This window comes from Bacillus sp. 7_6_55CFAA_CT2, assembly GCF_000238655.1.
Taxonomy (GTDB): domain Bacteria; phylum Bacillota; class Bacilli; order Bacillales; family Bacillaceae_G; genus Bacillus_A; species Bacillus_A cereus.
Genome location: NZ_JH414709.1, coordinates 282,704 through 305,075, shown reverse-complemented (window position 1 = coordinate 305,075; position 22,372 = coordinate 282,704). Strand labels below are relative to the sequence as shown.

Below are 22,372 nucleotides of genomic sequence, written 5' to 3'. Positions count from 1 at the left end.
TATTTAAGAAATTGTCATACAAGAGCCTGGACCACCTGTGAATGATAAACCACAGCTTCCTTGTTCGCTATATAAATCTGCCACTTGTTCACGGTGAGATGTCGGGATAACGAAGCGATCTTTATATTTTGCAATGGCAAGAAGACGATACATATCTTCTACATCCTGTTTCGTTAAACCAAGTTCTTTTAATACAGCTTCATTTGGCTCTTTATTAATTTGCAGTGCTCTCATATATGTTCGCATAACAGCCATTTTTTTCAATGTAAGACGAATGTGTGATTCATCCCCTGCAGTGAGTAAATTCGCTAAATATTGAATTGGAATACGCATATTATCAATTGCAGGGAAAACCTCTTCTGCTTGCCAGTTACTACCTTTCCCTTCCACCATGTTCATAATTGGGCTAAGCGGAGGGATATACCAAACCATCGGCATTGTACGATACTCCGGGTGAAGAGGCAGAGCAATTTTCCAATCGATAATCATTTTATAGATAGGTGACTGTTGTGCTGCTTTAATCCATTCTTCAGGAATGCCTTGTTTTTTCGCTTCAGCTGCTATTTCTGGATCATTTGGATCTAGGAAAACAGTAAGCTGAGATTCATATAAATCTTTTTCGTCTTCAACAGAAGCTGCTTCTTTTACTTTATCAGCGTCATATAGCATTACTCCAATATACCTGATACGTCCTACACATGTTTCTGAACAAATTGTTGGCATACCAGCTTCAATACGTGGGAAGCACATTGTACATTTTTCAGCTTTATTCGTTTGCCAGTTAAAATACACTTTTTTATATGGACAAGATGATACGCAGAATCTCCATGCGCGACATGCATTTTGATCTACAAGAACAATTCCATCTTCTTCACGTTTATACATCGCACCAGATGGACAAGATGATACGCAAGATGGATTCATACAATGTTCACATATGCGTGGTAAATACATCATAAAGACGTTTTCAAAATCTGTTTTAATTTCTTCTTCCATTTTCTTTACGTTTGGATCTTGCAATCCAGTTATATGTCCACCTGCTAAGTCATCTTCCCAGTTTGGACCCCATTCAATTTTGTCGATAAATTCGCCTGTAATTGCTGATTTCGGACGAGCAACTGGCTGATGCTTACGCTGCGGACTATTTGTTAACGTTTCATAATCATAGTTCCAAGGTTCAAAGTAATCATCAATCGTTGGTTGATCTGGATTGTGGAAAATATTCATAAGACGTTTCATTTTCGAACCGGATTTTAGCTGAATTTCACCATTTTTCAATTCCCAGCCGCCTTTATATTTCTCCTGATCTTCCCATTGTTTCGGATAACCAATACCTGGTTTCGTTTCTACGTTATTGAAATACATATATTCAGCACCTGGACGATTTGTCCAGGTGTTTTTGCATGTTACGCTACAAGTATGACAGCCGATGCATTTATCTAGGTTCATTACCATTCCGACTTGTGCTTTAATCTTCAAGCCAATCTACCTCCTTCAGTTTACGGATTACAACATTTAAATCACGCTGGTTCCCAGTTGGACCATAATAGTTAAATCCATAACTTAATTGACCATATCCACCAATCATATGTGTCGGTTTTACGTGAATTCGAGTTGGACTATTATGCGTTCCCCCGCGATTACTTGTTAATTTCGTACCAGGTACGTTAATGTGACGATCTTGCGCATGATGCATAAATGCCATTCCTCTCGGTATACGGTGCGTTACAACAGCACGCGCTACAACAACACCGTTACGATTAAAGCACTCAATCCAATCATTATCTGCAACACCCGCTTCAGCAGCGTCCTCTTTATTCATCCAAACAGTTGGACCACCTCTAAATAGCGTTAACATCGGTAATGAATCGAAGTACATACTATGAATCGACCACTTATTATGCGGTGTTAAATAGTTTAATGTAATTTCTTTCCCTTCTACTTCAGGTCGTGATTTACGGAACGGTTTATGTTGCAGAATTGGTTTAAATGTTGCCATCGTTTCACCAAATTCTTTCATCATGTCATGGTCTAAGTAGAAAGATTGTCGACCAGTTATCGTTCTCCAAGGGATGAGACGTTCCACATTTGTTGTAAACGGTGAGTAACGTCGTCCACCTTTTTCTGAACCTGTAAAGGCCGGAGAAGTAATTACTGTTTTCGGTTGTGCTGTAATTTGTTCGAATGTAAAGCATTCTTCTTCACGTTCTTCTGCTAAATCACGTAGTTTTAAATCTGTTTGTTTTTCAAGTGCTTCCCATGCTTTTACTGCCATATGACCGTTTGTTGTAGAAGATAGTGTTAATACCGCTTCAGCAGCATTGATTGCTTCTTTGATGTCTGGACAACCTTTCGCGATAGAATCCGTTCGAACGACTCCTAATTTGCTCTTTAATTGCTCATACTCTTTTTCTGCTGACCAAGAGATCCCTTTCGTACCAATCGGTTGTTTTCCGGCATTTGGTCCAAGCGCAGTCATTTTGTCATAAATCGTTTTATAATCCCTTTCAACAACGTGAATTTGTGGCATCGTTTTACCTGGGATTGGTTCACATTCACCTTTACTCCAATCTTTAATCTTGCCAAGTGGTTGCGCTAATTCTTGCGGTGTATCATGAAGAAGCGGTGTTGCCACAACTTCTTTCATTGGTTCAAGATCGATTTTCTTCGCTAAATCAGACACTGCTTTAGAAAGAGAAGTGAAAATATCCCAGTCAGAGCGCGCTTCCCACGGTGAACCGATTGCCGGATTAAATGGATGTACAAATGGATGCATATCTGTACTGCTTAAATCGTGTTTTTCGTACCAAGTTGAAGCAGGTAAGACGATATCAGAATACAGTGCTGTTCCAGCCATACGGAAATCTAAATTAATGAGTAAATCAAGCTTCCCTTCTGGCGCTTCTTCATGCCACTTTATTTCTTCTGGTCGTAATGAATCACTGTCGTCATTCATTAACCCGTTTGTTGTACCTAATAAATGTTTTAAGAAATATTCATGTCCTTTACCAGAACTCGAAATTAAATTCGCACGCCATACGAATAAGTTGCGCGGGAAGTTGTTTTTGTTATCTGGATCTTCAATCGCAAATTTCAGTTCTTTTTCTTTTAATTTTTGTGCAACATATTTTCCGATTTCTTCTTGCGTTGTTGCACCAGCAGCAACAGCCTCTTTATATAATTCAATTCCATTTTTCTCGAATGTTGGATAAGAAGGTAACCAGCCAAGTCGTGCAGCTAATACGTTGTAATCACCGTGATGTTGATAACGAGAGTTACCTTCAACTGGTGATGCTAAATGTCCAACAGGTGTATCTTCATAACGCCATTGATCTGTTACGAAATAGAAGAAGGATGTACCGTTTTGTAATTTCGGTGGACCTTGCCAATCTTTTGCCATCGCGATTGTTTGCCATCCTTCTGCTGGTCTTAATTTTTCTTGACCAACATAATGAGCCCAACCACCGCCGTTTACACCTTGTGCTCCAACGAGAAGAACAAGATTTAAAACGGCGCGATAAATCGTATCAGAGTTAAACCAATGGTTAATACCCGCTCCGACAATTATCATTGAGCGACCATTCGTATCAACAGCATTTTGTGCGAACTCACGAGCGATTTGAATAATAAGCTCACGTTTTACTCCTGTCATTTTCTCTTGCCATGCAGGTGTAAACGGTATATCATCATTGAAGTCTTTCGGTTCTTGTCCGCCAAGCCCTCGGTTCACACCGTAATTTGCTAACGTTAAGTCGTATACAGTTGTAACGAACAATTCGCCCTCTTCTGTCATAACCTTTTTCACTGGAATTGTACGTTCTAATACTTTGTTTCCATCATCAGAGAAGTACGGAATTTGTACAGTTCCAATCGCTTCTTCCATTCCAAGTAAAGAAAGACGTGGATCAATCTTTTCACCTGTTTCTTCATCTTCTAAACGCAAGTTCCATTTCTTTTCATTATCCCAACGTGACCCCATTGTGCCGTGAGGTGTTGCAAAATCATTCGTATTCTCGTTCCAAAGAACAGGTTTCCATTCCCCTAACTTCGTTTCTCGTCCAATATCAGAAGCATTTAAGAACCGATCAGCAACGAATTGATCTCCTTTTTGTTTCAATGTGACAAAGAAAGGAAAATCAGTATATTGCTTCGCATACTTTGTGAAATATTCCACTTGATTATCCACGTAAAATTCTTGTAAGATTACGTGTCCCATTGCCATCGCAAGTGCACCGTCTGTACCTTGTTTCACACTAATCCAATCATCCGCAAACTTTGTTGATTCAGCGAAATCAGGACTGACAGAAACGACTTTCGTTCCTTTATATCGAACCTCTGCTAAAAAGTGTGCATCTGGTGTTCTCGTCATTGGTACATTTGAACCCCATGTCATAATGTAACCAGAGTTATACCAGTCACTACTTTCTGGTACATCTGTTTGATCACCCCAAATTTGAGGAGAAGCTGGTGGTAAATCCGCATACCAATCATAGAAGCTAAGCATCGGTCCACCCATAAGTTGCATAAAGCGACTACCAGCAGCATGACTTAACATCGACATAGCTGGAATTGGTGAAAAGCCAACATTTCGGTCTGGACCGTATTTCATTACTGTGTACAGTAATGAAGCTGAAACGAGTTGTAACACTTCATCCCAATTCGCACGAATGAATCCCCCTTTACCACGCGCCTGCTTATACGTACGTGCCTTTTCACGGTTTTCCACAATGCTTTTCCAAGCCTCTAATGGTGACTCGTTATTTTGCAATTCTTCTTGCCACATATTCCAAAGAACACCACGTACATACGGGTATTTCACACGAAGTGGACTATAAATGTACCAAGAAAAACTTGCTCCACGTGGGCATCCTCGCGGTTCAAAATCTGGCATATCAGGACCTGTAGTCGGATAGTTAAGCTCCTGCCCTTCCCAAGTTACAATTCCATCTTTCACATATATATTCCAGCTACATGAACCAGTACAGTTCACGCCGTGTGTAGAACGAATTACTTTATCATGCTGCCAACGCTTTCTGTACACATTTTCCCATTCGCGATCTTCATATGTTTCTTGTGTATGATTATCGTTATAACGATCTATTGGCGAAAAATATTTTAAACGTCTCATTAGTGCTGAAGTTTTTTTCTTCATACTGTTCACTCCTTTAATACGTCTCTCTTACATACCCTTACTATAAGAGAGGTTGTAAAATACAGATGTGACATTTCGCACAGTTCAAGAGATTGTCAAAAATTCAGTAGAAAATAAGTTTGTGAGAAAATCTTGTGTTCCGTTGTGAAGATTATGGTTAATCTTAATTATTAGGAGAATGCTATTTTGAGGTATCGACTATTTTGCAAAAGAAAAAACGTAGGAGAAATTCCTGCGTTTTTCTTTTTAAGCACATCGAGAAAATTTTTGATATTTTTTCAAAACTTATTTCGGTTAAACATTTGATAATAATATATTTATTCTAGAATTGGTATTTTACTTCTTTTAATATTGAGACTCATCAGCAGAAGATTGGAAGAAGGCTTTCCAAAAAACATAATAAAAATCAAATTTTTAAAAAGATATGATAAAGTTAAGATCCAATGCGATTTCAACAGATCTTGTCTACTATTTCAGGTAAAACTATATTAGATGCTACTAAGTGTTTAATCAATTAAGCAAGTCAAGCTGGTCATTATGGTCTGGCTTTTCCCTATTTTTATAAAATGTATGTATTAATACCTTGGGATTTTAAATATAGGAGGCATGACCATGAACAAGCATTTCATACAAGAAACTCAAATCAATAAAATAAGACACCATGAAAATTTTTCAATCCCTATTGATGTTCATACATCTAAACGTCTAATTATAACTGGAAAGAATGGATCTAGAAAAACCTCATTGTTGGAAGGAATTAAAGATTTTCTAACACTCTTTGAAAATTATTCTATTCCTCAATTATTAAAATGGAAATAATTATTCATTTATAATGATTATGAGTTAAGTAATAAAGTTGAAGTCTACTATAATCAAGATTAAATGTGCAGTAACCTAGAACATTTCACTTCATCAATACATAAATATTGCGGAAAAATTGAATAGATATATTGTTATATTCATTTCCCTACTTTATTTTATTGTCTTCGTAAATTGCATACTTCCCACTGAAATCTCTAGGATTTCTCAGTTTTTTATCAAATAAGTTTTTATTTTCAACCATAATTAAATGTTGTTCATAATACGCAAGCTTTCTTCTTAGAGTTGAAAATTCACTAAAAATAGTCATTAGCCAACCAAAATAAAGTAGTATTAAAATAAGAGAAGCAATACCATAAGTATTTAAATCAATAATTTTACTTTTTTCAAATACACCTCCAATAAATAGAACTATTATTGGAATCGGTGAAAAAGACTTTAATATATCCACTTTTAATTTTAGCAAATCAATTTCACCATTTATATATACAATACTCCATTCGAAAACAGCTTTTGGATTTTCAAAATCTCTACTAATACTGTACAAATGATCTAATGATTGATGAAATCTATACCGTTTGTAAAATTCTCTAATTATAATCAGTGATACACTCAAAACTATCAATTCTAAACGGATTGGCTTAAGAATTCCTTGCATTAATGACAACAAGTCTATGCCGTAAATTTCTTTAATAATTTTATACACAATAAAAGTAATAATTCCCAATCCAAACGTTTGAAATAACATATTTATTAAAATAACTTTAATTGTAGTCCATTTTGCATTCTCCACAATATCCCCCCTTAAAATTTTATATAAATATAATATAATAATATATAATATAAATTTTATCATCATAAAAGAAAATTGAGTATAAATTAGTACTCAGTGATTCCTCAATTACTTTCCTAATCTTCATCTCTAAATTCACCAACTTCGTCCACGATACAAATCATCCCCATGGTTTTATTGCCTGTAAGGAATTTATTTTCCTCCAACTATACTATTGTATAGTAAGACATATTTCATATAAAACGAGAAATCATTATTTACCATATTGCCCTAAGTTACGGAAACAATTATACTAGATGTAATCAGAATAAATAATCTGAATATTCTTAGAATTAAAGATAAAATCTTTACTGGCCGCAATTAGATGGATACATTCTATTTTCCGCTAAATAGATTAGAAAACGATAATAACATTAGGAGGATTACGATGCCCCAGCTTGATTCATTACATCCCATTGTAGAAAAAATAATCAATAATATTAGAAAAAATAATGGTCGGAAAACGAAAAGAAACAATCTTAGCTTTGACAGCTCTCTTAGCTGAAGGTCATGTGCTATTAGAAGATGTTCCTGGTGTCGGGAAAACAATGCTAGTACGTGCTCTTTCTAAATCCATTGATGCTGATTATAAGCGAATTCAATTTACACCTGATTTATTGCCGTCAGATGTAACAGGAGTTTCTATTTATAATCCGAAAGAGCTCCAATTTGAGTTCAAGCCTGGACCAATTATGGGGAATTTTGTACTTGCTGATGAAATTAATCGTACATCTCCAAAGACACAATCTGCTTTACTTGAATGTATGGAAGAAGGCAATATTACAATAGATGGTATTACAAGACCTTTACCAAAGCCGTTCTTTGTCATGGCTACACAAAATCCGGTCGAATATGAAGGAACATATTCTCTACCAGAAGCTCAGCTCGATCGTTTCTTATTGAAACTAAAAATGGGATATCCTACACCAGAAGAAGAATTTGAAATTTTAAACCGGATGGAAAAAACAAATCCACTCTCTCAATTACAGACCATTACTACAATAGAAGAATTACTTTATTTACAACAAAGCGTACGGGTAGTAAGTATGGACAAAGCAATTAAGCATTACATTGTAAAGCTTGTTAATCAGACTCGTACGTACAGTTCTATACAGCTAGGTGCAAGTCCACGTGGCTCAATTGCTTTAATGAAAGCTTCACAAGCTTATGCATTTATCCATGGCAGAAATTATGTTATTCCAGACGATGTTAAACTTTTAGCTCCTTACGTTTTAGCGCATAGGCTCATTCTAAAAATGGAAGCAAAATTTGAAGGAATAACTGGCGAACAAGTTATCGCAAAAATCGTTGCACGAACTACCGTGCCTACTCAAAGGGCGATGAACCCTTGATGAAACGAATGCTGCGAGCGCTATATCACGTTATGAAGTTATTGCTACTCCCTTTATGCCTAGTCTTAACATTTGTGTACGCTATGTTTCAAGGAGGGTTTGTCAGTTGGTTTTTATTTTACAGCATAATTCCCATTGCTCTTTATTCACTACTACTCCCCTTCTACGCTTTACGGGACGCTGAAGTAAAGCGAATAACAAACCAAAATGGATATGTAGTAGGAGAACAATTTGTAAGCACGATTACAATAAAAAGAAAATTTCCTTTTCCCTTACTTTATTTAGTTATAGAAGATGAACTGCCACCACAATTTATAAGTTGTAAACAAATAAAGATGAATAAGGTAGTACTCTTCCCAGGATTGAAACGAAATATTTCGTTTCAATATGTTATTGACACAATCCCTAGAGGCGAGCACACTTTTTCAAGCGTTCGTGTCAAAACTGGCGATTTATTCGGCATGATGGAGAAAGAAGTAACTTTTTCAGTTCCAAATACATTTTTAGTCTATCCCCAGTATGTAGATATAGCGTATCGACAATTGGAAAATCATTTCGAACAAGGAGCGCTTTCAGCAAATATAAATTCAGCAAAAGACTCTACAATCTCGGTCGGTGTCAGAGACTATAAACCTGGCGATCGCTTTTCATGGATCGATTGGAAAGCAACTGCACGAACAAACAATATTATGACAAAAGAGTTTGAACAACAGCGCAGCCATAATATCATGATATTCATAGACAGAACCGAGTCTCCTCTATTCGAATCAGTCGTCACATTTACTGCCTCTATCGTAAGGGCTGTCTTGAAACAAAATTCACCAGCATCATTCGTGTCTATCGGAAAAGAACAAACTATTTTCCCTTTAGACAATGGAGATACGCAGTTACAACAAATCCTTTGTCATTTAGCAAAAGTACAAGCAGACAGTGTATTCCCGCTCTCCCAGAGTGTAGACATGGAACTAAGAAAAATTTATGAGCCCGTCACGGTTATACTCGTGACCAGTAATCTTTCTCCCGATATTCAAAAGGCGGCTGATTGTGCTGCTATAAGAAATAGAAAATGTATGGTTTTTGTCGTGAAAGAAAAAGCGAATCAACTTTCACACCGAGAACTCAGTATACTAGAAACTCTAAAAAAACGACAAATATTTGTAAACACGGTTTATGAAAACCGGTATACAAACGTGTTTTTTGAGGTGAACAAATGATGATATTACAAGCAAAATACAAGTGGGATACGAACAGATTCTTCATGCATGCATGTGTATTTCTTCTTTTACTAGAATGGCTAAGACCTCTTATAGGTATTACAAATGTAGGTAGATTAGATATTTTCGTAACATTTATAGGAATTTGCTTCGCTCTCTCTTTTTTTCAAACGAGGTGGCAGATTCCTATAAAAATTGTCACAGTCTTATTTATCATTCATTCCCTATATTATAAAAATGCTTTTATAAATCCATCTTGGCTAACAACATTCTTTTCTGATATGTTTCGAAATTCCTCCCTGTTTTTCCAAGGGAATTTACTAGATATTTCTCCAGTTTTTCCGACGGTTTTATTTTTTCTCTCATTTTGGTTTTTGAGTTCTTTCACTTCATTTTGGATTATTCATAAAAAACGTGGGTTTCTATTCCTTGTATTGACTATTATTTATATCGCAACTTTTCATAACTTACATTTATACAATGCAAACTACGCTATTATTCGTACTGTTGTCATCGGCTTTTTTATGCTTAGTCTTCTTCAAGTAGAACGAATAAAAGAACGTGAACACTTACAAAATTATGCTAGAGAAATCTCAAAATTACTTAGACCACTTACAATATTTATCGTATTATTAGCAACCATTGCATACTTTGCTCCAAAATTTGGCCCTCAATGGCCAAACCCAATGGATTTTTTAAAATTCAACACATCTGAAGCAAGTAAAGAACAAAAAATTTCTACAATTGGGTATGGTTTAGATGACTCGCGATTAGGCGGTCCTTTTAAGGCGGATCCTACAGTTGTTTTCACAGCACGAACGCAAAACAAACAATATTGGAGAGTAGAAACAAAAGATTTTTATACAGGAAAAGGCTGGGAAATTTCTGAAAATCCGAAAAAGATTTCTTTTAAAAATAAAAACGACGTCGTAAGCTGGTACGAACAAAATACAAAAATGAAAACGACTGAGGCAACAATTACCATGCAAAAAAGTTACCCTCACCTTACCTATCCAGCAGGATTAGTATCAGTTGAGGCTGCTTCTGATGTATCATACAGTGTTGACCCGTTTTCAGAAAAAATTTATACAATGAATGGAGACTCTTCTACTACTTTACATTCGTATAAAGTAACATATGAGATCCCTGAGTTTTCCATAGAAAACTTGAAAGCTAGTAAAAACAAATGAAGGTCAAGAAACAAATCCTTATTTTATGACAAAGTACACACAACTTCCCAAGTCATTACCACAGCGCGTAAAAGACTTGGCTGTCAATCTTACAAATGATAAAGACAACCGATATGATAAAGTATTAGCTATTGAAAATTACTTCACAGACAACTCTTTTACATACGAATCAACGAATGTCTTATTCCCTGCCAAAAGCCAAGATTATGTAGATCAATTCCTTTTCGATACAAAAAGCGGCTACTGTAATAATTTTTCGACGTCTATGATTGTACTACTTCGTTCTGCCGGGATTCCTGCTCGCTGGGTAAAAGGCTATACAGAAGGAACTCTTGACAATACACTTGCCTCTGCAGAAGGTGAGGATGTTTATACAATCACGAACGATAACGCACACTCTTGGGTCGAAGTATATTTCCCAGGATACGGATGGATTCCATTCGAACCAACAAAAGGATTTACTAATCCCTATAATTTTATAAATAATACGCCTGCTCCTATTTCACAAAATAGCGAAACAAATAATTCTAATAACACGCAAATACAACAACGAAATAATGAAGCAAAACTTAAAAGTTTAATAAAAAATACAGAAGAAGCTTCTACTAAAAAGGTCACAAATTCTCAAACTAGTTTTTCTTGGTGGTACGTATTCCTCTCTACGATACTAATTAGTATTATGGGATACATTCTCTTCACCACTAGAATGATATGGAGGACATTTCTTATTATTCATTTCTATAAATACCGAAAAAATGATGCTGTTTATCAAAAAGCTTACGGTGCACTTTTAAAACAATTTGCGAGAATTGGCATGCCACGGGGTGAAAGTCAAACATTCCGAGAATACGCTCTCCATATCGATACACTTTACAACTCGGCCGATATGCAACAACTTACTGCCAGTTATGAGAATGCTATGTATAAACAGGGGCAGGTTGCAGCAGAATGGAAGAAATCCGTACACTTATGGGAAGTGCTTATGAAAAAAGCAGCTTCTCTACCTAAATCAGATGGCTTTGATACAGTAATTTAATCTTGAAAATGTGAGTTTAAAGAAAACGTCTCAAAGAACTACATTGTTCTTTGAGACGTTTTTTAATAAAGTGAAACTCCTAATTATTCTCCAAGTACCTTCTCAATCTCAACCTCTAAATCTACCGGCTTCGTCTGCGGCGCAAAACGCCCTACTACTTTCCCGTCTTTTCCGATTAAAAACTTCGTAAAATTCCATTTCACTGCTTTCATACCGAGTAAACCTGGTGCTTGTTCTGTCATGTATGTATATAAAGGATGAGCCTTATCACCTTTCACATCAACCTTTGCAAACATTGGGAAGTTTACACCGTAGTTTAATTCACAAAAACTAGTAATGTCCGCTTCTGTACCTGGTTCTTGTCCTCCGAATTGGTTACAAGGGAATCCGAGTATTTCAAGTCCTTGGTCTTTATATTTATCATACACCTCTTGTAATCCTTTATATTGCGGTGTGAAACCACATTTACTAGCTACATTTACAATAAGAAGTGCTTTTCCTTCGTAATCTTTTAACGATTTTTCTTCACCGGTAATTGTTTTAGCTGAAAAACCATAAACTGTCATTGTCTTTGCCCCTCTCTTCACTATCATTCTATGTTTATACTATACTACATTCGTGAATATACATCTCTTATTACGTACTTATAAGATATAATGATAGCGCTTTATTTTCGTTCAAAATTCGACACATACTACTAGACTTTTATGATGGAAAGTTTTACAATTGAAATGTGAACAAAATGTGACAGTTTATATTCCATTATAAAAGAAAAGGATGGTGTCCATTATGAAAACTGCACAACATGAAACGATTTCAAATCGCGAGTTTTATTTCGTACTATATATGATGTTATTGTATGTTACTGGCTGGGTAATCGATGTAAATGGTTTATTCTTAAGCTCCTACTTTAATTTAGCAGGAGAGATTATGCTTCCATTAGTAGGCGGGATTGTTGGACTGTTCATTATGTCTATTAATAAACAACAAACGAAATAATAATATTACAAAAAGGCAGAAGACGAGCTTCGTTTTCTGCCTTTTTTCTATTTTAGCGTATAATAGAAACATGAAGTATATAAGGAGTGGTAAATATGAAAAAAGTAGAGCAATTATCTTCTCACCTATATCTGATTGATGATTTCGATTTACAACATAATGAACGAACTGGTACGTACGTTTTATTAGGTGACGATATTACTTTAATTGAAACTTGTGCAGCCCCTTCTCTTCCGTATATTTTAGAAGGCTTACAACAATTACATATTGATTTAAACGCAGTTAAAAACATTATCGTTACACACGTTCATTTAGATCACGCAGGGGCTGCTGGTTTAATGATGGAAAAGTGCCCAAATGCTACTTTATATGTGCATTCTCGCGGTGCTCGTCATATGATTGACCCAACAAAACTCATTTTAGGTGCAAAAGCTGTATACAAAGAAGATTTTGATAAACTATTTGATCCAATTCTTCCTATAGAAGAAGAACGTGTTCGTATTGTACAACATGGTGATACGTTAAAAATTGCAAAAGACCGCACCCTTACATTTTACGATACACCAGGACATGCGAAGCACCATATTAGCATTCACGATTCATTAACAAACGGGATTTTCACTGGTGATACAATTGGAATTTATTATAGAGAACTCGCAAACGTTGGTGTAGAACTGTATCTACCATCAACGTCCCCTTCACAATTTCAACCAGATGCGATGATTGCTTCTAAAAATCATATTCAAAGTATGGATGTAGATACTATTTATTTCGGTCATTACGGCGCATCCTCTCATGTTACAGAAGTATACAATCAACTGGAATATTGGCTACCTATTTTCGTTCAGACTGGTAAGGAAGTCTTTGAAAAGTATAATGATTTCGATGAAGCGACTAAAGCTTTACAAACTTTGTTAATGGATAAAATATCTTCTCATCTTACAAAGTTAAACGTTCCATCAGATCATTCCGTTTATAATATTTTACATCTAGATATAGAAATTAGTGCAATGGGCATTATTGATTATTTCACGAAGCAAGAAAAAGCAAACTCCACTATTAACTAACAGTAAAAGAAGAGATATACAACAGTAGTTATTGTATATCTCTTCTTTTTTTGAATATATTTTGAGTAAAGGATGGTGGAATATAATGCAAAAAGTGATGCTATACCTCTGCTTTACATTATTTATCGTCTTATTATTATTTGTAGGAGTAAAAATTCAATTTTATTTAGATACAGACACGCAAGTGAACTTTAACGTTTATCCAAGATTATTCTACTTTACACTCTTCCCTCTTATAGTTGGCATTTTATTACGATTCCTTCAATCTATTAATCGCGAAACAAGTAAACAAAACTGGAGCTTTCAACCGGATAAATTTATTGCTATTACAGTGCCTACACTATTCATTTCCTTTTCCCCAGCACTACTCTTTTCACCACTTGCAGAATACCTACCTTATTTAGTTAATATTATTCTAATAAATACAACTTTTGTTACGATAATTAGTTTAATAGCTGGTTATTCCCTTTTAGATTGTTTTATACAAAAAGATAATGCAAATATGAAAAAGTATAATTGAACACTCTTTTTTGTTTCAATAAAAAAGCTCAAAGCTAAGGCTATGAGCTTTTCTAATTATTGCACCTTTTCATTTACATATTCCATAAACTGCTCTGCTTTAATAAATCTTTCTTTGTACGCCTCAGGTACTTCTTCTACTTTCATCCCACCAGTTGATTTTGTCTTCACTTGTACGATTTCATATGTCATTAAAGCTTCCACATAACGGTCAAACTCTTTTTGTGTTAATACTTCTTTACTAGACTTATGACCATTTAATTTATCAAAGTATGGCTGAAGACCCATACTTACCTTTTTCATTTCTTCTCTTTTTGCTGGTGATAATTGATCATAATCAATATTACCGTTCGAATCTCCGTACGTAAGTTTTGCATTTGTTAATTTTTTTAGTTCTTTTGTAAACTCTTCATATTCCTTCGTATCCATTTCATCTTTCGCCTCTGATAATTTTGCACTAAAACGCATATACGCCTCTAATGTCATCGTTCCGGCATGTTTTTTTAAATTCTCGAAAGATCCGTATATACCATCCGCCATAATAGATTGATACGCAAAACCAGTCGTCGGGATTAAAAGAGCTGCTGCAAGTACTCCTGCGATAAGGCGTTTCTTCCTCTTACTCCGCCCGTGCTTCATTTTTATTTGTACGATTACTTTTTCTTTTAAATCCGGCGGGGCAACAATACCTTTTGCTTCTTCTTGTATAGATTCCCTAACTCTACAATCTAAACTCATTTCACATTCCCTACCTCTCCTAAAAAGATTTCTTCTACTTGCTCTTTTTGACGTAGTTTCTTTAATGCCGCATGAATTCTAGATTTCACAGTACCAATTGGAATATGTAATATTTGTGCTACTTCTTCTTGTGAATAATCGTGTAAGTATCTTAAGATAATAACTTGTTTCAATTTATACGGTAATTTATGAATGAGTTCAATTAGTTTTTGGTTTGATATTTTACTTACAACATCGTTAGAAAAATCAATTTGCACTGACTTTCTTTGCTCTTCTGCTTTTTTTATAATTCGTAGTCGCATCCACCTCTTTCTTCTATAAGAGTGTATTTGTTTAATCGCAAGTCCAATTAGCCAAGGACGAAATGGCTTCTCGCTATCATACTTACGAAGCGATTCATATAGTTGTATGTATATTTCTTGAACGACATCATCTACATCCGTTTTATCCTCTATTAAAAAATGTGCTGTTTTATATATTTCTTGAATCGTTTTATCATACAACTTGCTATATGCTTCTTTATTTCCTGATAAAGTTAATTGGATTAAATGTGCGTAATCTATTTCACCCTTCATATTCCAGCCCTCCTTTGTCTTACACTATATATTGGCAGGTAATTCATATTTCGTTCGATTTTTTTAAAGTTTTTTTATATAAATTAATATTATGATTCATTGAGTTCATAAGCTTCACTTATAACCACACATAACTATTATATAATTTTCCAATTTCTGATAAAGATTTAAAATAATTTATATAGTCAAATTTAGGAGGATATATGATGAAAGCTATCGTTGTAACGTCGTTCGGTGGTCCTGAAGTGATGAAATATACAGATTTGGATATACCGGCTATTTCAGAAGATCAAGTTTTAATTCGCGTTGTTGCTACTAGTGTAAATTTCGCTGATATTAAATCACGTTATGGTAAAAAAGGAAATAAAGCACACCTTTTATTCCAGGTATAGATGCCACTGGTATTGTAGAACGTGTCGGTTCTCATGTGAAAAATATTCACCCTGGACAACGTGTCATTGCTTTTCCTCAAAATGGATCTTACGCAGAATACGTTGTTGCAAATGAAAATCTTACTTTCGTATTACCCCATGAAGTTGACTTTCAAACTGCAGCCGCTTGTCCAATCGTATCTTTTACAAGCTATAATTTACTCGCAAATGTTGCAAGGCTTCAACAAGGTGAATCTGTACTCATTCATGCGGCTGCTGGCGGAATTGGCACTACTGCTATTCAACTTGCTAAACTATTAGAGGCTGGAACAGTTATAGGCACTGTCGGAAGTGAAGCAAAAAAAGAAATTGCTTTAGATGCTGGAGCTGATTATGTTATTTGTCATCAAGATGAAGATTTTGTAGAGAAAGTCAATGAACTGACAAATGGTGAAGGGGTTGATGTAATTTTAGACTCTATTTCTGGAACGGTTTCTGAAAGAAGTTTAAACTGCCTTGCTTATTACGGTCGCCTCGTTCATTTCGGTAATGCTAGCGGTGAAATTGGTAACTTTCAAACGAAAGATTTACATGCAAGTTGCCGCTCTATACTCGGTTTTAGCTTTGGAACCACACGAAAAAAGCGTCCTGAACTGCTCCAAGAAACTGCAAATGAAGTTTTCCGTTATTTGCGTGACGGACGTTTACAAATTAAGGCTACGAAATCTTTTCCACTTCAAAATGCAGGGAAAGCACATGAATGGGTCGAAAGTAGAAAAAGTACAGGGAAAGTAATACTAACTGTTTAGTCCTCTTCCTGAAATGAATACTGGAAACAGAGGTGGCATTCATGGGATCACGAATTATGCATGTTATTATCGCTAGTGGTATTGCTGAGAAACTATCAATTCACGATAAGACTTCTTTCTTACTTGGAGCTGTAGCCCCTGATGCTGTTCATTCAAAAAAAGAAAAAGGAACCTCACATTTTTATGCCGGTACAACGAAGAACTATACGAGAAGAATAGATTATGATTCATTTTTTCATAAATATGAATCACATATAGATTCCCCATTTATTTTAGGCTATTATACCCACCTCATTGCCGATGATAATTGGCTAAGTGGATTTTTTCTACCTTGGCTAAAAAATAGAATAGAGAATGACGAAACTATCGCACCCCTGTACTATAACGATTTTAAATTGTTAAATGCAAAGTTGCTTCATCATTACGATCAAGAACAACAGCTTTTCTCTCTTCTCAATCAAGAGGCTCACATTGTGGATATTGAAGAGGTTTCTAAAGAAAACGTTTTAGCTTTTCGAAAGTATCTTTTTGAAGATATGTTGTATCCAAAGCAACATTTGCATGAAGACTTACAAGTATTTACGTTTGATCAAATCGTTGGCTATATTGAGACAGCTATTGAAAAAGGAGTATTTTTTATTAAACAACTCTCTAATGAAAAATCCACTTCAAAAATTTAATCCCCCTCAAATATATTTGAGGGGGATTTTCACATAGCAATATTATTATTGGTTCTTCTCCATAACCGCAAAATAATTCCCTTCGCTATCAGCAAAGTTAAACACTTTACCAGAAGGCATAGTTACCATTTCTCCAACAGTAACATTTTTATTTGTTAAATCTGTATATAGTTGATCAAGATTTTCTGAGAAGAACATTAAAGACGGTGTACCAAGATTCAATTCTGGGCTCATTTTCGAAATAACTTCTTTATTATGTAATATAATGCTCGTTTCCGCACCGCTTTTCGGAGCGATTTCAATCCATCTCATTCCTTGCTTATTATCTTCCTCTGCAACTACATGAAACCCTACCTTCTCCGTCCAAAAATTTACTGCCTCATCTTGATTATTTACATATAACATAATTTGTCCTACTTTATGGATCATTACATTTCCCCCTAATGGTTTTTATATTCTATGTAGCTTTCTACAAATACTATCGTTATTCCTTTTGAGTTGGTATGTACTTCTTTGCAAAATTTATCGACTGACTCATCCCATCCAGTTCATCAAAATAATCATTTCTTTCAATCATGTTATATCCGTCGAATCCAATTTTATCTAATACTTTGAAGAATATATCGAAATCTACTTCACCATTCCCTGCTGCGACTTCTATATACTTAGTTGAACGATCACTTTTCACTTCTTTACAATCTTTAATATGAGTTTGTACTATATAATCTTTTAATAGTAATAAACCTTCTCCCGGATTTTCATTTACATCACTTATTAAATTTGCTGGGTCAAAGTTAACAGCTAGTCCTTTCGAGTTTGCAGTTTCTAAAAATCGTTTTAATACTATTGCTTTTTCAGATCCCGTCTCAATGGCGAAGAATCCTCCAAATCTGAACGCTAAGTCCCCTATTTCATTACAAACACGTAGCATTTTATCATAGTACTCACTATTTTCATCATCAGGGATTTCCCCAATATGGGCTGTTACTATGTTAGCTCCTAACCTTAACCCTTTATCAGTAATATATTTAAAACTCTCTATTACACATTCAGCTTCAGTTCCTATTATTCCATTTTCTCCAAAGCTAATTGCTAATGACGGGACTTGAATCTCATTAAAAGATAAGTTTTCTTTTAATGTATTCCATTGTATCTTTGAGATGTTAGCTAAGTTGAAAGTCGGATTCATAGCATATAATTGAATATATTCTAACCCCCATTCTCTCGCCTTTTTTATTCCTTCGTTTACTTCAATATATTTCGTATTCAAAAACATTCCTAATTTCCTATCCATATATGTACCTTCTTTTTATTATTTCACATCATTTTAATATTCGACTTTTTTATATTATTTCCTCGTATAAACCAAATAAATAAACTACCCTTTTTTCGATACTCCCAGTAGAAGCATATATATGATAGGCACATTAAAAACACTAATACAATTCCCATTATCACTTGTTTACAAACAAAAAAGACGTAACTACAAATAGTTACGCCTTCTCCATCATTTATCTAGGCTTTTTCTTCCCAGTAAATGCTGGTTTCTTTTTCTTTGGTGCTTTCGGTTTCGTTTCTACGAATGATCCTTTGAACATTTCTTGCTTCGTAAATACGATGCCTAGTTTTTTCGCAAATTGCAGTAATTTGCGCTCTTCTTGTGGAGTTACAAGAGATACGACAGTTCCTTCTTTACCCATACGTCCAGTACGTCCTGAGCGGTGAATATATTGGTCTACTGTGTCTGGTAACTCTAGATGAATTACATGTGTTAAATCGTCAATATCGATACCGCGCGCTGCAATATCAGTAGCAAGTAGAATTTCTAATTTCCCTCCGCGGAAAGCACGCATTGTCGCTTCGCGCTCTTGTTTACTTGCTTCTGCATGAAGAGCCGCCGCTTTCATTTTACGGAATTTCAATTTCTCTGTAATTTCATCTAAACGGAATGGATCGTTTAAGAAAGCAACTGCTTTTACATCGCCCATATGCATAATTCTTCTTACGTAATCATTTTTTTCGCGTCGCTCACAAATGATATACGTATGCTCAACTAAGCTTTTTGATTCTGCACGTGTTACACGTACTAATTGTGGTTCCACTGCTAAATCACGTGCCGCATCTTCTGCCGCTTTTGTCATTGTCGCCGAGAAGAATACTAATTGACGATCGCGCATCGTTGATTTAATTACATCTTGCACTGCGCCCATCATTTTTTGCTTTACAATTTGATCAAACTCATCAAATACAATTGTTTTTACTTCATGCATTTTTAGCTTTTTCATACGAATTAATTCTAAAATACGGCCTGGTGAACCGACAATTACTCTTGGGTGTTTCTTTAATTTTTCAACTTGGCGCTTAATATCTGCACCACCAATTAAAGATGCACCTGAAATTTCAGTTCCTGCTGTAAACTTTTGAACCTCTTCATGAATTTGCATTACAAGTTCACGTGTTGGCGCTAAAACAACAACTTGTGGCTGTTTTACTTCAGGATTAATTTTATGTAAAAGTGGTAATAAGTACGCTAATGTTTTTCCTGTTCCAGTTGGAGATTCAGCTATAACGTCTTGTCCTTCTAAAATAGTTGGAATCGCTTGTTTTTGAATTTCAGTTAACTCTTTAAAACCAGCCTTCTCCCAAGCTTGTTGTAAAAATGGTTGCATATCTTTTATCATTTGTTTTTCTCCTTTATCTCTATTTTTGAAGAAAATGCTGTATTGTTCGTACCGTTTCTATCATGTGTGAAATAACAGCTATTAAATCATCAACATGGTCTTCTGTAATCGCTTTTTGAAATAGAACCTCTACCTTATTATGATATGAAATCGCTTGCTTATTATATTCGTATGAAACTTTCTGCATAATCATTCTTTCTTTTCCCCATATAGAACGCATTAATGTTTCAATTTCTTCGCATTTTACTTCTGGTTGTTCTAACGGGAATGAAAATGCTAGCTTCATTTCACAACCTGGTGTAAACTGAGGCACTTCTAGTATTTCACCAGACAAGTTCTTTGCATCCACAGATAATGAAAATGTTGCTTCTACTAATGGTTCAAACGGTTCTGTTAATTGAAATGAGATATGATATATACGACTTAATGAAGCAAGATCCATCATATCTTTTCGATCTGTTACAAGAATATCTCCATGTAGATCAAAATCATACACAGCACCTTCTACGATTACTTTTAAATTGTCAAAAGCAGTTGGATCAAACATAATTTCCTCCAAAAAACAGGCGCCTTTCGATGGAAAGGCGCCACTTGATGTATATATAGTTTACAGATAAACGAGATGAATTACAACCTTTTAGAATAAACCTACTGCTTTTCCATCTTCATTTACATCCATTTGAAGTGCTGCTGGTTGTTTTGGAAGACCTGGCATTGTTAACATTGTACCTGTTAACGCAACGATAAAGCCTGCACCGATAGATGGTTTTAACTCACGAATTGTAACGATAAAGTCAGATGGACGACCTAATTTTGTTGCATCGTCAGAAAGAGAGTATTGTGTTTTCGCCATACAAACTGGTAGGTTACTCCAACCTTCTCCTTCATATTGAGCTAATTGCTTACGTGCTTTCGGAGCAAATTCAATATCTTTTGCGCCATATACTTTTTGAGCAATTGTACGAATTTTTTCTTCTAATGGTAATTCTAATTCATAAAGTGGTGCGTAGTTGTTTTCACCTTTTTCGATTTCTTTTAGTACTTTTTCAGCAAGGTCAACTCCGCCTTGGCCACCTTTCTCCCAAACTTCTGTTAAGGATACTGCATAGCCACGCTCATTACACCACTCTTGTAAGTATGTAACTTCTGCATCTGTATCTGTAATGAATTTATTAATTGCAATTACGAAAGGCACACCGAAGCTTTGAATTGTTTCAACATGCTTCTGTAAGTTTTCCATACCTTTTGCTAATGCATCTACATTTTCTTCTTTTAATTGATCTTTTGCAACGCCGCCATGCATTTTAAGCGCACGAATCGTCGCAACAATAACAACTGCTTCTGGTTTAATGCCAGCTGCACGAGCTTTAATATCTAAAAACTTCTCAGCGCCTAAATCAGCACCGAATCCAGCTTCTGTAATAACATAATCACCTAATTTTGCTGCCATTGTTGTAGCGATAACACTGTTACAACCGTGAGCGATATTCGCAAATGGTCCGCCATGAATGATAGCTGGTGTATTTTCTAACGTTTGTACTAAGTTCGGCTTTAATGCGTCTTTTAATAATAGTGTTAACGCACCTTCTACACCTAAATCTTTAACCGTTACAGGTTGATTTGCAAAGTTATAGGCAACTACGATGCGAGATAAACGTGCTTTTAAGTCTTGAATATCTGTTGCAAGGCAGAACACGGCCATAATTTCAGATGCTACTGTAATGTCAAAACCGTCTTCACGTGGTACACCTTGTACAGGTCCACCAAGACCAATTACTACGTTACGAAGGGCACGATCATTTAAGTCAACGCAGCGTTTCCAAACGATTTTACGCGTATCAATTCCAAGTGTGTTTCCTTGTTGGATATGATTATCAATAAACGCTGCTAATGCGTTATTGGCAGTTGTGATCGCATGGATATCTCCAGTAAAGTGAAGGTTAATGTCTTCCATTGGTACGACTTGTGAAAAACCGCCACCTGCTGCTCCACCTTTTAATCCCATCGTCGGTCCAAGAGATGGTTCACGAAGTGCAATTACTGTTTTCTTACCAATTTTGTTAAAAGCTTGACCTAAACCAACTGTTACTGTTGATTTACCTTCTCCAGCTGGAGTTGGGTTAATTGCTGTTACTAAAACAACTTTACCGTCTTTCTCATCTTGTAAGCGCTTAAAAATATCAAGAGATAACTTACCTTTATAATGCCCGTATGGCTCTAATTCATCTTCTAAAATATTTAAATCAGCTGCAATTTCTTGAATCTTCTTCATACTCGCTTCTTGTGCGATTTCAATATCGGATTTCACTGTTGTAGTAGTTGTCATATACCCTAGTCC

Annotated in this window: 17 protein-coding genes and 3 pseudogenes; 9 read left to right on the top strand and 11 right to left on the bottom strand. The window is 35.5% G+C overall.

The window, feature by feature from the left end; translation table 11 throughout:
- Positions 1 to 3: 3 nt before the first annotated feature.
- Together narH and HMPREF1014_RS10675 are read right to left on the bottom strand one after the other, a co-directional pair.
- On the bottom strand, positions 4 to 1,479 hold the full coding sequence (gene narH, locus HMPREF1014_RS10680) for a nitrate reductase subunit beta (protein WP_000692664.1): 1,476 nt from the start codon (positions 1,477 to 1,479) through the stop codon (positions 4 to 6).
- Positions 1,469 to 5,152, bottom strand: coding sequence for a nitrate reductase subunit alpha (locus HMPREF1014_RS10675; protein ID WP_000730782.1), 3,684 nt, complete (start codon positions 5,150 to 5,152; stop codon positions 1,469 to 1,471). The genes narH and HMPREF1014_RS10675 overlap by 11 nt, the downstream gene beginning before the upstream one ends.
- A gap of 612 nt (positions 5,153 to 5,764) precedes the next feature.
- On the opposite strand from HMPREF1014_RS10675, the gene HMPREF1014_RS10670 reads away from it, so the two are divergent.
- Positions 5,765 to 5,971: a hypothetical protein gene (locus tag HMPREF1014_RS10670; protein ID WP_001032755.1), complete on the top strand. Its 207-nt coding sequence runs from the start codon at positions 5,765 to 5,767 to the stop codon at positions 5,969 to 5,971.
- A gap of 148 nt (positions 5,972 to 6,119) precedes the next feature.
- Here the strand turns inward: HMPREF1014_RS10670 and HMPREF1014_RS10665 are convergent, their stop codons facing one another.
- Positions 6,120 to 6,764 carry a hypothetical protein gene (locus HMPREF1014_RS10665; RefSeq protein ID WP_000426466.1) on the bottom strand — a complete coding sequence of 215 codons (645 nt, stop codon included), beginning with the start codon at positions 6,762 to 6,764 and terminating at the stop codon, positions 6,120 to 6,122.
- Between the two features lie 427 nt (positions 6,765 to 7,191).
- Here HMPREF1014_RS10665 and HMPREF1014_RS10660 point away from each other — a divergent pair.
- The 3 genes and pseudogenes from HMPREF1014_RS10660 (at position 7,192) to HMPREF1014_RS10650 (ending at position 11,595) form a co-directional block, all read left to right on the top strand.
- A pseudogene (locus HMPREF1014_RS10660) lies at positions 7,192 to 8,155 on the top strand (AAA family ATPase).
- A complete protein-coding gene (locus HMPREF1014_RS10655; protein ID WP_000827541.1) occupies positions 8,155 to 9,369 on the top strand; it encodes a DUF58 domain-containing protein in 1,215 nt (404 codons plus the stop codon). Before HMPREF1014_RS10660 ends, HMPREF1014_RS10655 begins: the two are co-directional and overlap by 1 nt.
- Positions 9,366 to 11,595 (top strand): annotated as a pseudogene (locus HMPREF1014_RS10650) (transglutaminase TgpA family protein). Before HMPREF1014_RS10655 ends, HMPREF1014_RS10650 begins: the two are co-directional and overlap by 4 nt.
- Positions 11,596 to 11,678: 83 nt before the next feature.
- Here HMPREF1014_RS10650 and bsaA read toward each other — a convergent pair.
- The gene (gene bsaA, locus HMPREF1014_RS10645; RefSeq protein WP_000219448.1) at positions 11,679 to 12,161 is read right to left on the bottom strand and encodes a glutathione peroxidase; all 483 of its coding nucleotides are present in this window, start codon (positions 12,159 to 12,161) and stop codon (positions 11,679 to 11,681) included.
- 223 nt (positions 12,162 to 12,384) lie between these two features.
- Here bsaA and HMPREF1014_RS10640 point away from each other — a divergent pair, with 223 nt between their 5' ends.
- From HMPREF1014_RS10640 to HMPREF1014_RS10630, 3 genes are all read left to right on the top strand, one after another.
- Entirely contained in the window at positions 12,385 to 12,594 is a 210-nt protein-coding gene (locus HMPREF1014_RS10640; RefSeq protein WP_000844984.1) for a DUF3925 domain-containing protein, read from the top strand.
- Positions 12,595 to 12,689: 95 nt separating this feature from the next.
- Positions 12,690 to 13,661, top strand: a complete 972-nt coding sequence (locus tag HMPREF1014_RS10635) for an MBL fold metallo-hydrolase (RefSeq protein WP_000755003.1) — start codon at positions 12,690 to 12,692, stop codon at positions 13,659 to 13,661.
- An 85-nt stretch (positions 13,662 to 13,746) separates the two neighbouring features.
- Positions 13,747 to 14,181, top strand: a complete 435-nt coding sequence (locus HMPREF1014_RS10630; protein WP_001174543.1) for a hypothetical protein — start codon at positions 13,747 to 13,749, stop codon at positions 14,179 to 14,181.
- Between the two features lie 56 nt (positions 14,182 to 14,237).
- On the opposite strand, the gene HMPREF1014_RS10625 is transcribed toward HMPREF1014_RS10630, so the two are convergent.
- Together HMPREF1014_RS10625 and HMPREF1014_RS10620 are read right to left on the bottom strand one after the other, a co-directional pair.
- A complete protein-coding gene (locus HMPREF1014_RS10625; protein WP_000050674.1) occupies positions 14,238 to 14,918 on the bottom strand; it encodes a DUF3600 domain-containing protein in 681 nt (226 codons plus the stop codon).
- A complete protein-coding gene (locus HMPREF1014_RS10620; RefSeq protein WP_000675559.1) occupies positions 14,915 to 15,493 on the bottom strand; it encodes a sigma-70 family RNA polymerase sigma factor in 579 nt (192 codons plus the stop codon). The genes HMPREF1014_RS10625 and HMPREF1014_RS10620 overlap by 4 nt, the downstream gene beginning before the upstream one ends.
- Positions 15,494 to 15,699: 206 nt before the next feature.
- On the opposite strand from HMPREF1014_RS10620, the pseudogene HMPREF1014_RS10615 reads away from it, so the two are divergent.
- Positions 15,700 to 16,673, top strand: a pseudogene (locus HMPREF1014_RS10615) (quinone oxidoreductase family protein).
- Positions 16,674 to 16,714: 41 nt separating this feature from the next.
- Entirely contained in the window at positions 16,715 to 17,353 is a 639-nt protein-coding gene (locus HMPREF1014_RS10610) for a zinc dependent phospholipase C family protein (protein ID WP_000535630.1), read from the top strand.
- Positions 17,354 to 17,398: 45 nt separating this feature from the next.
- On the opposite strand, the gene HMPREF1014_RS10605 is transcribed toward HMPREF1014_RS10610, so the two are convergent.
- The 5 genes from HMPREF1014_RS10605 to HMPREF1014_RS10585 form a co-directional block, all read right to left on the bottom strand.
- The gene (locus HMPREF1014_RS10605) at positions 17,399 to 17,782 is read right to left on the bottom strand and encodes a VOC family protein (protein ID WP_000581467.1); all 384 of its coding nucleotides are present in this window, start codon (positions 17,780 to 17,782) and stop codon (positions 17,399 to 17,401) included.
- A gap of 55 nt (positions 17,783 to 17,837) precedes the next feature.
- Positions 17,838 to 18,647 (bottom strand): sugar phosphate isomerase/epimerase family protein, encoded by an 810-nt coding sequence (locus tag HMPREF1014_RS10600; protein ID WP_000375215.1) that lies wholly within the window; start codon positions 18,645 to 18,647, stop codon positions 17,838 to 17,840.
- A gap of 217 nt (positions 18,648 to 18,864) precedes the next feature.
- On the bottom strand, positions 18,865 to 20,034 hold the full coding sequence (locus HMPREF1014_RS10595) for a DEAD/DEAH box helicase (protein ID WP_000588613.1): 1,170 nt from the start codon (positions 20,032 to 20,034) through the stop codon (positions 18,865 to 18,867).
- A 19-nt stretch (positions 20,035 to 20,053) separates the two neighbouring features.
- The gene (locus tag HMPREF1014_RS10590) at positions 20,054 to 20,581 is read right to left on the bottom strand and encodes a hypothetical protein (protein WP_000460219.1); all 528 of its coding nucleotides are present in this window, start codon (positions 20,579 to 20,581) and stop codon (positions 20,054 to 20,056) included.
- Between the two features lie 90 nt (positions 20,582 to 20,671).
- Entirely contained in the window at positions 20,672 to 22,360 is a 1,689-nt protein-coding gene (locus tag HMPREF1014_RS10585) for a formate--tetrahydrofolate ligase (protein WP_014482011.1), read from the bottom strand.
- Between the last annotated feature and the right edge of the window lie 12 nt (positions 22,361 to 22,372).

What these genes read in the sequence shown, in the direction of transcription:
- HMPREF1014_RS10610 (WP_000535630.1), top strand. Translation starts at nt 16,715, where the DNA reads ATGGGATCACGAATTATGCATGTTATTATCGCTAGTGGTATTGCTGAG.
- HMPREF1014_RS10635 (WP_000755003.1), top strand. Translation starts at nt 12,690, where the DNA reads ATGAAAAAAGTAGAGCAATTATCTTCTCACCTATATCTGATTGATGAT.
- HMPREF1014_RS10655 (WP_000827541.1), top strand. Translation starts at nt 8,155, where the DNA reads ATGAAACGAATGCTGCGAGCGCTATATCACGTTATGAAGTTATTGCTA.
- HMPREF1014_RS10590 (WP_000460219.1), bottom strand. Translation starts at nt 20,581, where the DNA reads ATGTTTGATCCAACTGCTTTTGACAATTTAAAAGTAATCGTAGAAGGT.
- HMPREF1014_RS10595 (WP_000588613.1), bottom strand. Translation starts at nt 20,034, where the DNA reads ATGATAAAAGATATGCAACCATTTTTACAACAAGCTTGGGAGAAGGCT.
- HMPREF1014_RS10620 (WP_000675559.1), bottom strand. Translation starts at nt 15,493, where the DNA reads ATGAAGGGTGAAATAGATTACGCACATTTAATCCAATTAACTTTATCA.
- HMPREF1014_RS10585 (WP_014482011.1), bottom strand. Translation starts at nt 22,360, where the DNA reads ATGACAACTACTACAACAGTGAAATCCGATATTGAAATCGCACAAGAA.
- HMPREF1014_RS10625 (WP_000050674.1), bottom strand. Translation starts at nt 14,918, where the DNA reads ATGAGTTTAGATTGTAGAGTTAGGGAATCTATACAAGAAGAAGCAAAA.
- HMPREF1014_RS10640 (WP_000844984.1), top strand. Translation starts at nt 12,385, where the DNA reads ATGAAAACTGCACAACATGAAACGATTTCAAATCGCGAGTTTTATTTC.
- HMPREF1014_RS10600 (WP_000375215.1), bottom strand. Translation starts at nt 18,647, where the DNA reads ATGGATAGGAAATTAGGAATGTTTTTGAATACGAAATATATTGAAGTA.
- HMPREF1014_RS10675 (WP_000730782.1), bottom strand. Translation starts at nt 5,152, where the DNA reads ATGAAGAAAAAAACTTCAGCACTAATGAGACGTTTAAAATATTTTTCG.
- HMPREF1014_RS10630 (WP_001174543.1), top strand. Translation starts at nt 13,747, where the DNA reads ATGCAAAAAGTGATGCTATACCTCTGCTTTACATTATTTATCGTCTTA.
- HMPREF1014_RS10670 (WP_001032755.1), top strand. Translation starts at nt 5,765, where the DNA reads ATGAACAAGCATTTCATACAAGAAACTCAAATCAATAAAATAAGACAC.
- bsaA (WP_000219448.1), bottom strand. Translation starts at nt 12,161, where the DNA reads ATGACAGTTTATGGTTTTTCAGCTAAAACAATTACCGGTGAAGAAAAA.
- HMPREF1014_RS10605 (WP_000581467.1), bottom strand. Translation starts at nt 17,782, where the DNA reads ATGATCCATAAAGTAGGACAAATTATGTTATATGTAAATAATCAAGAT.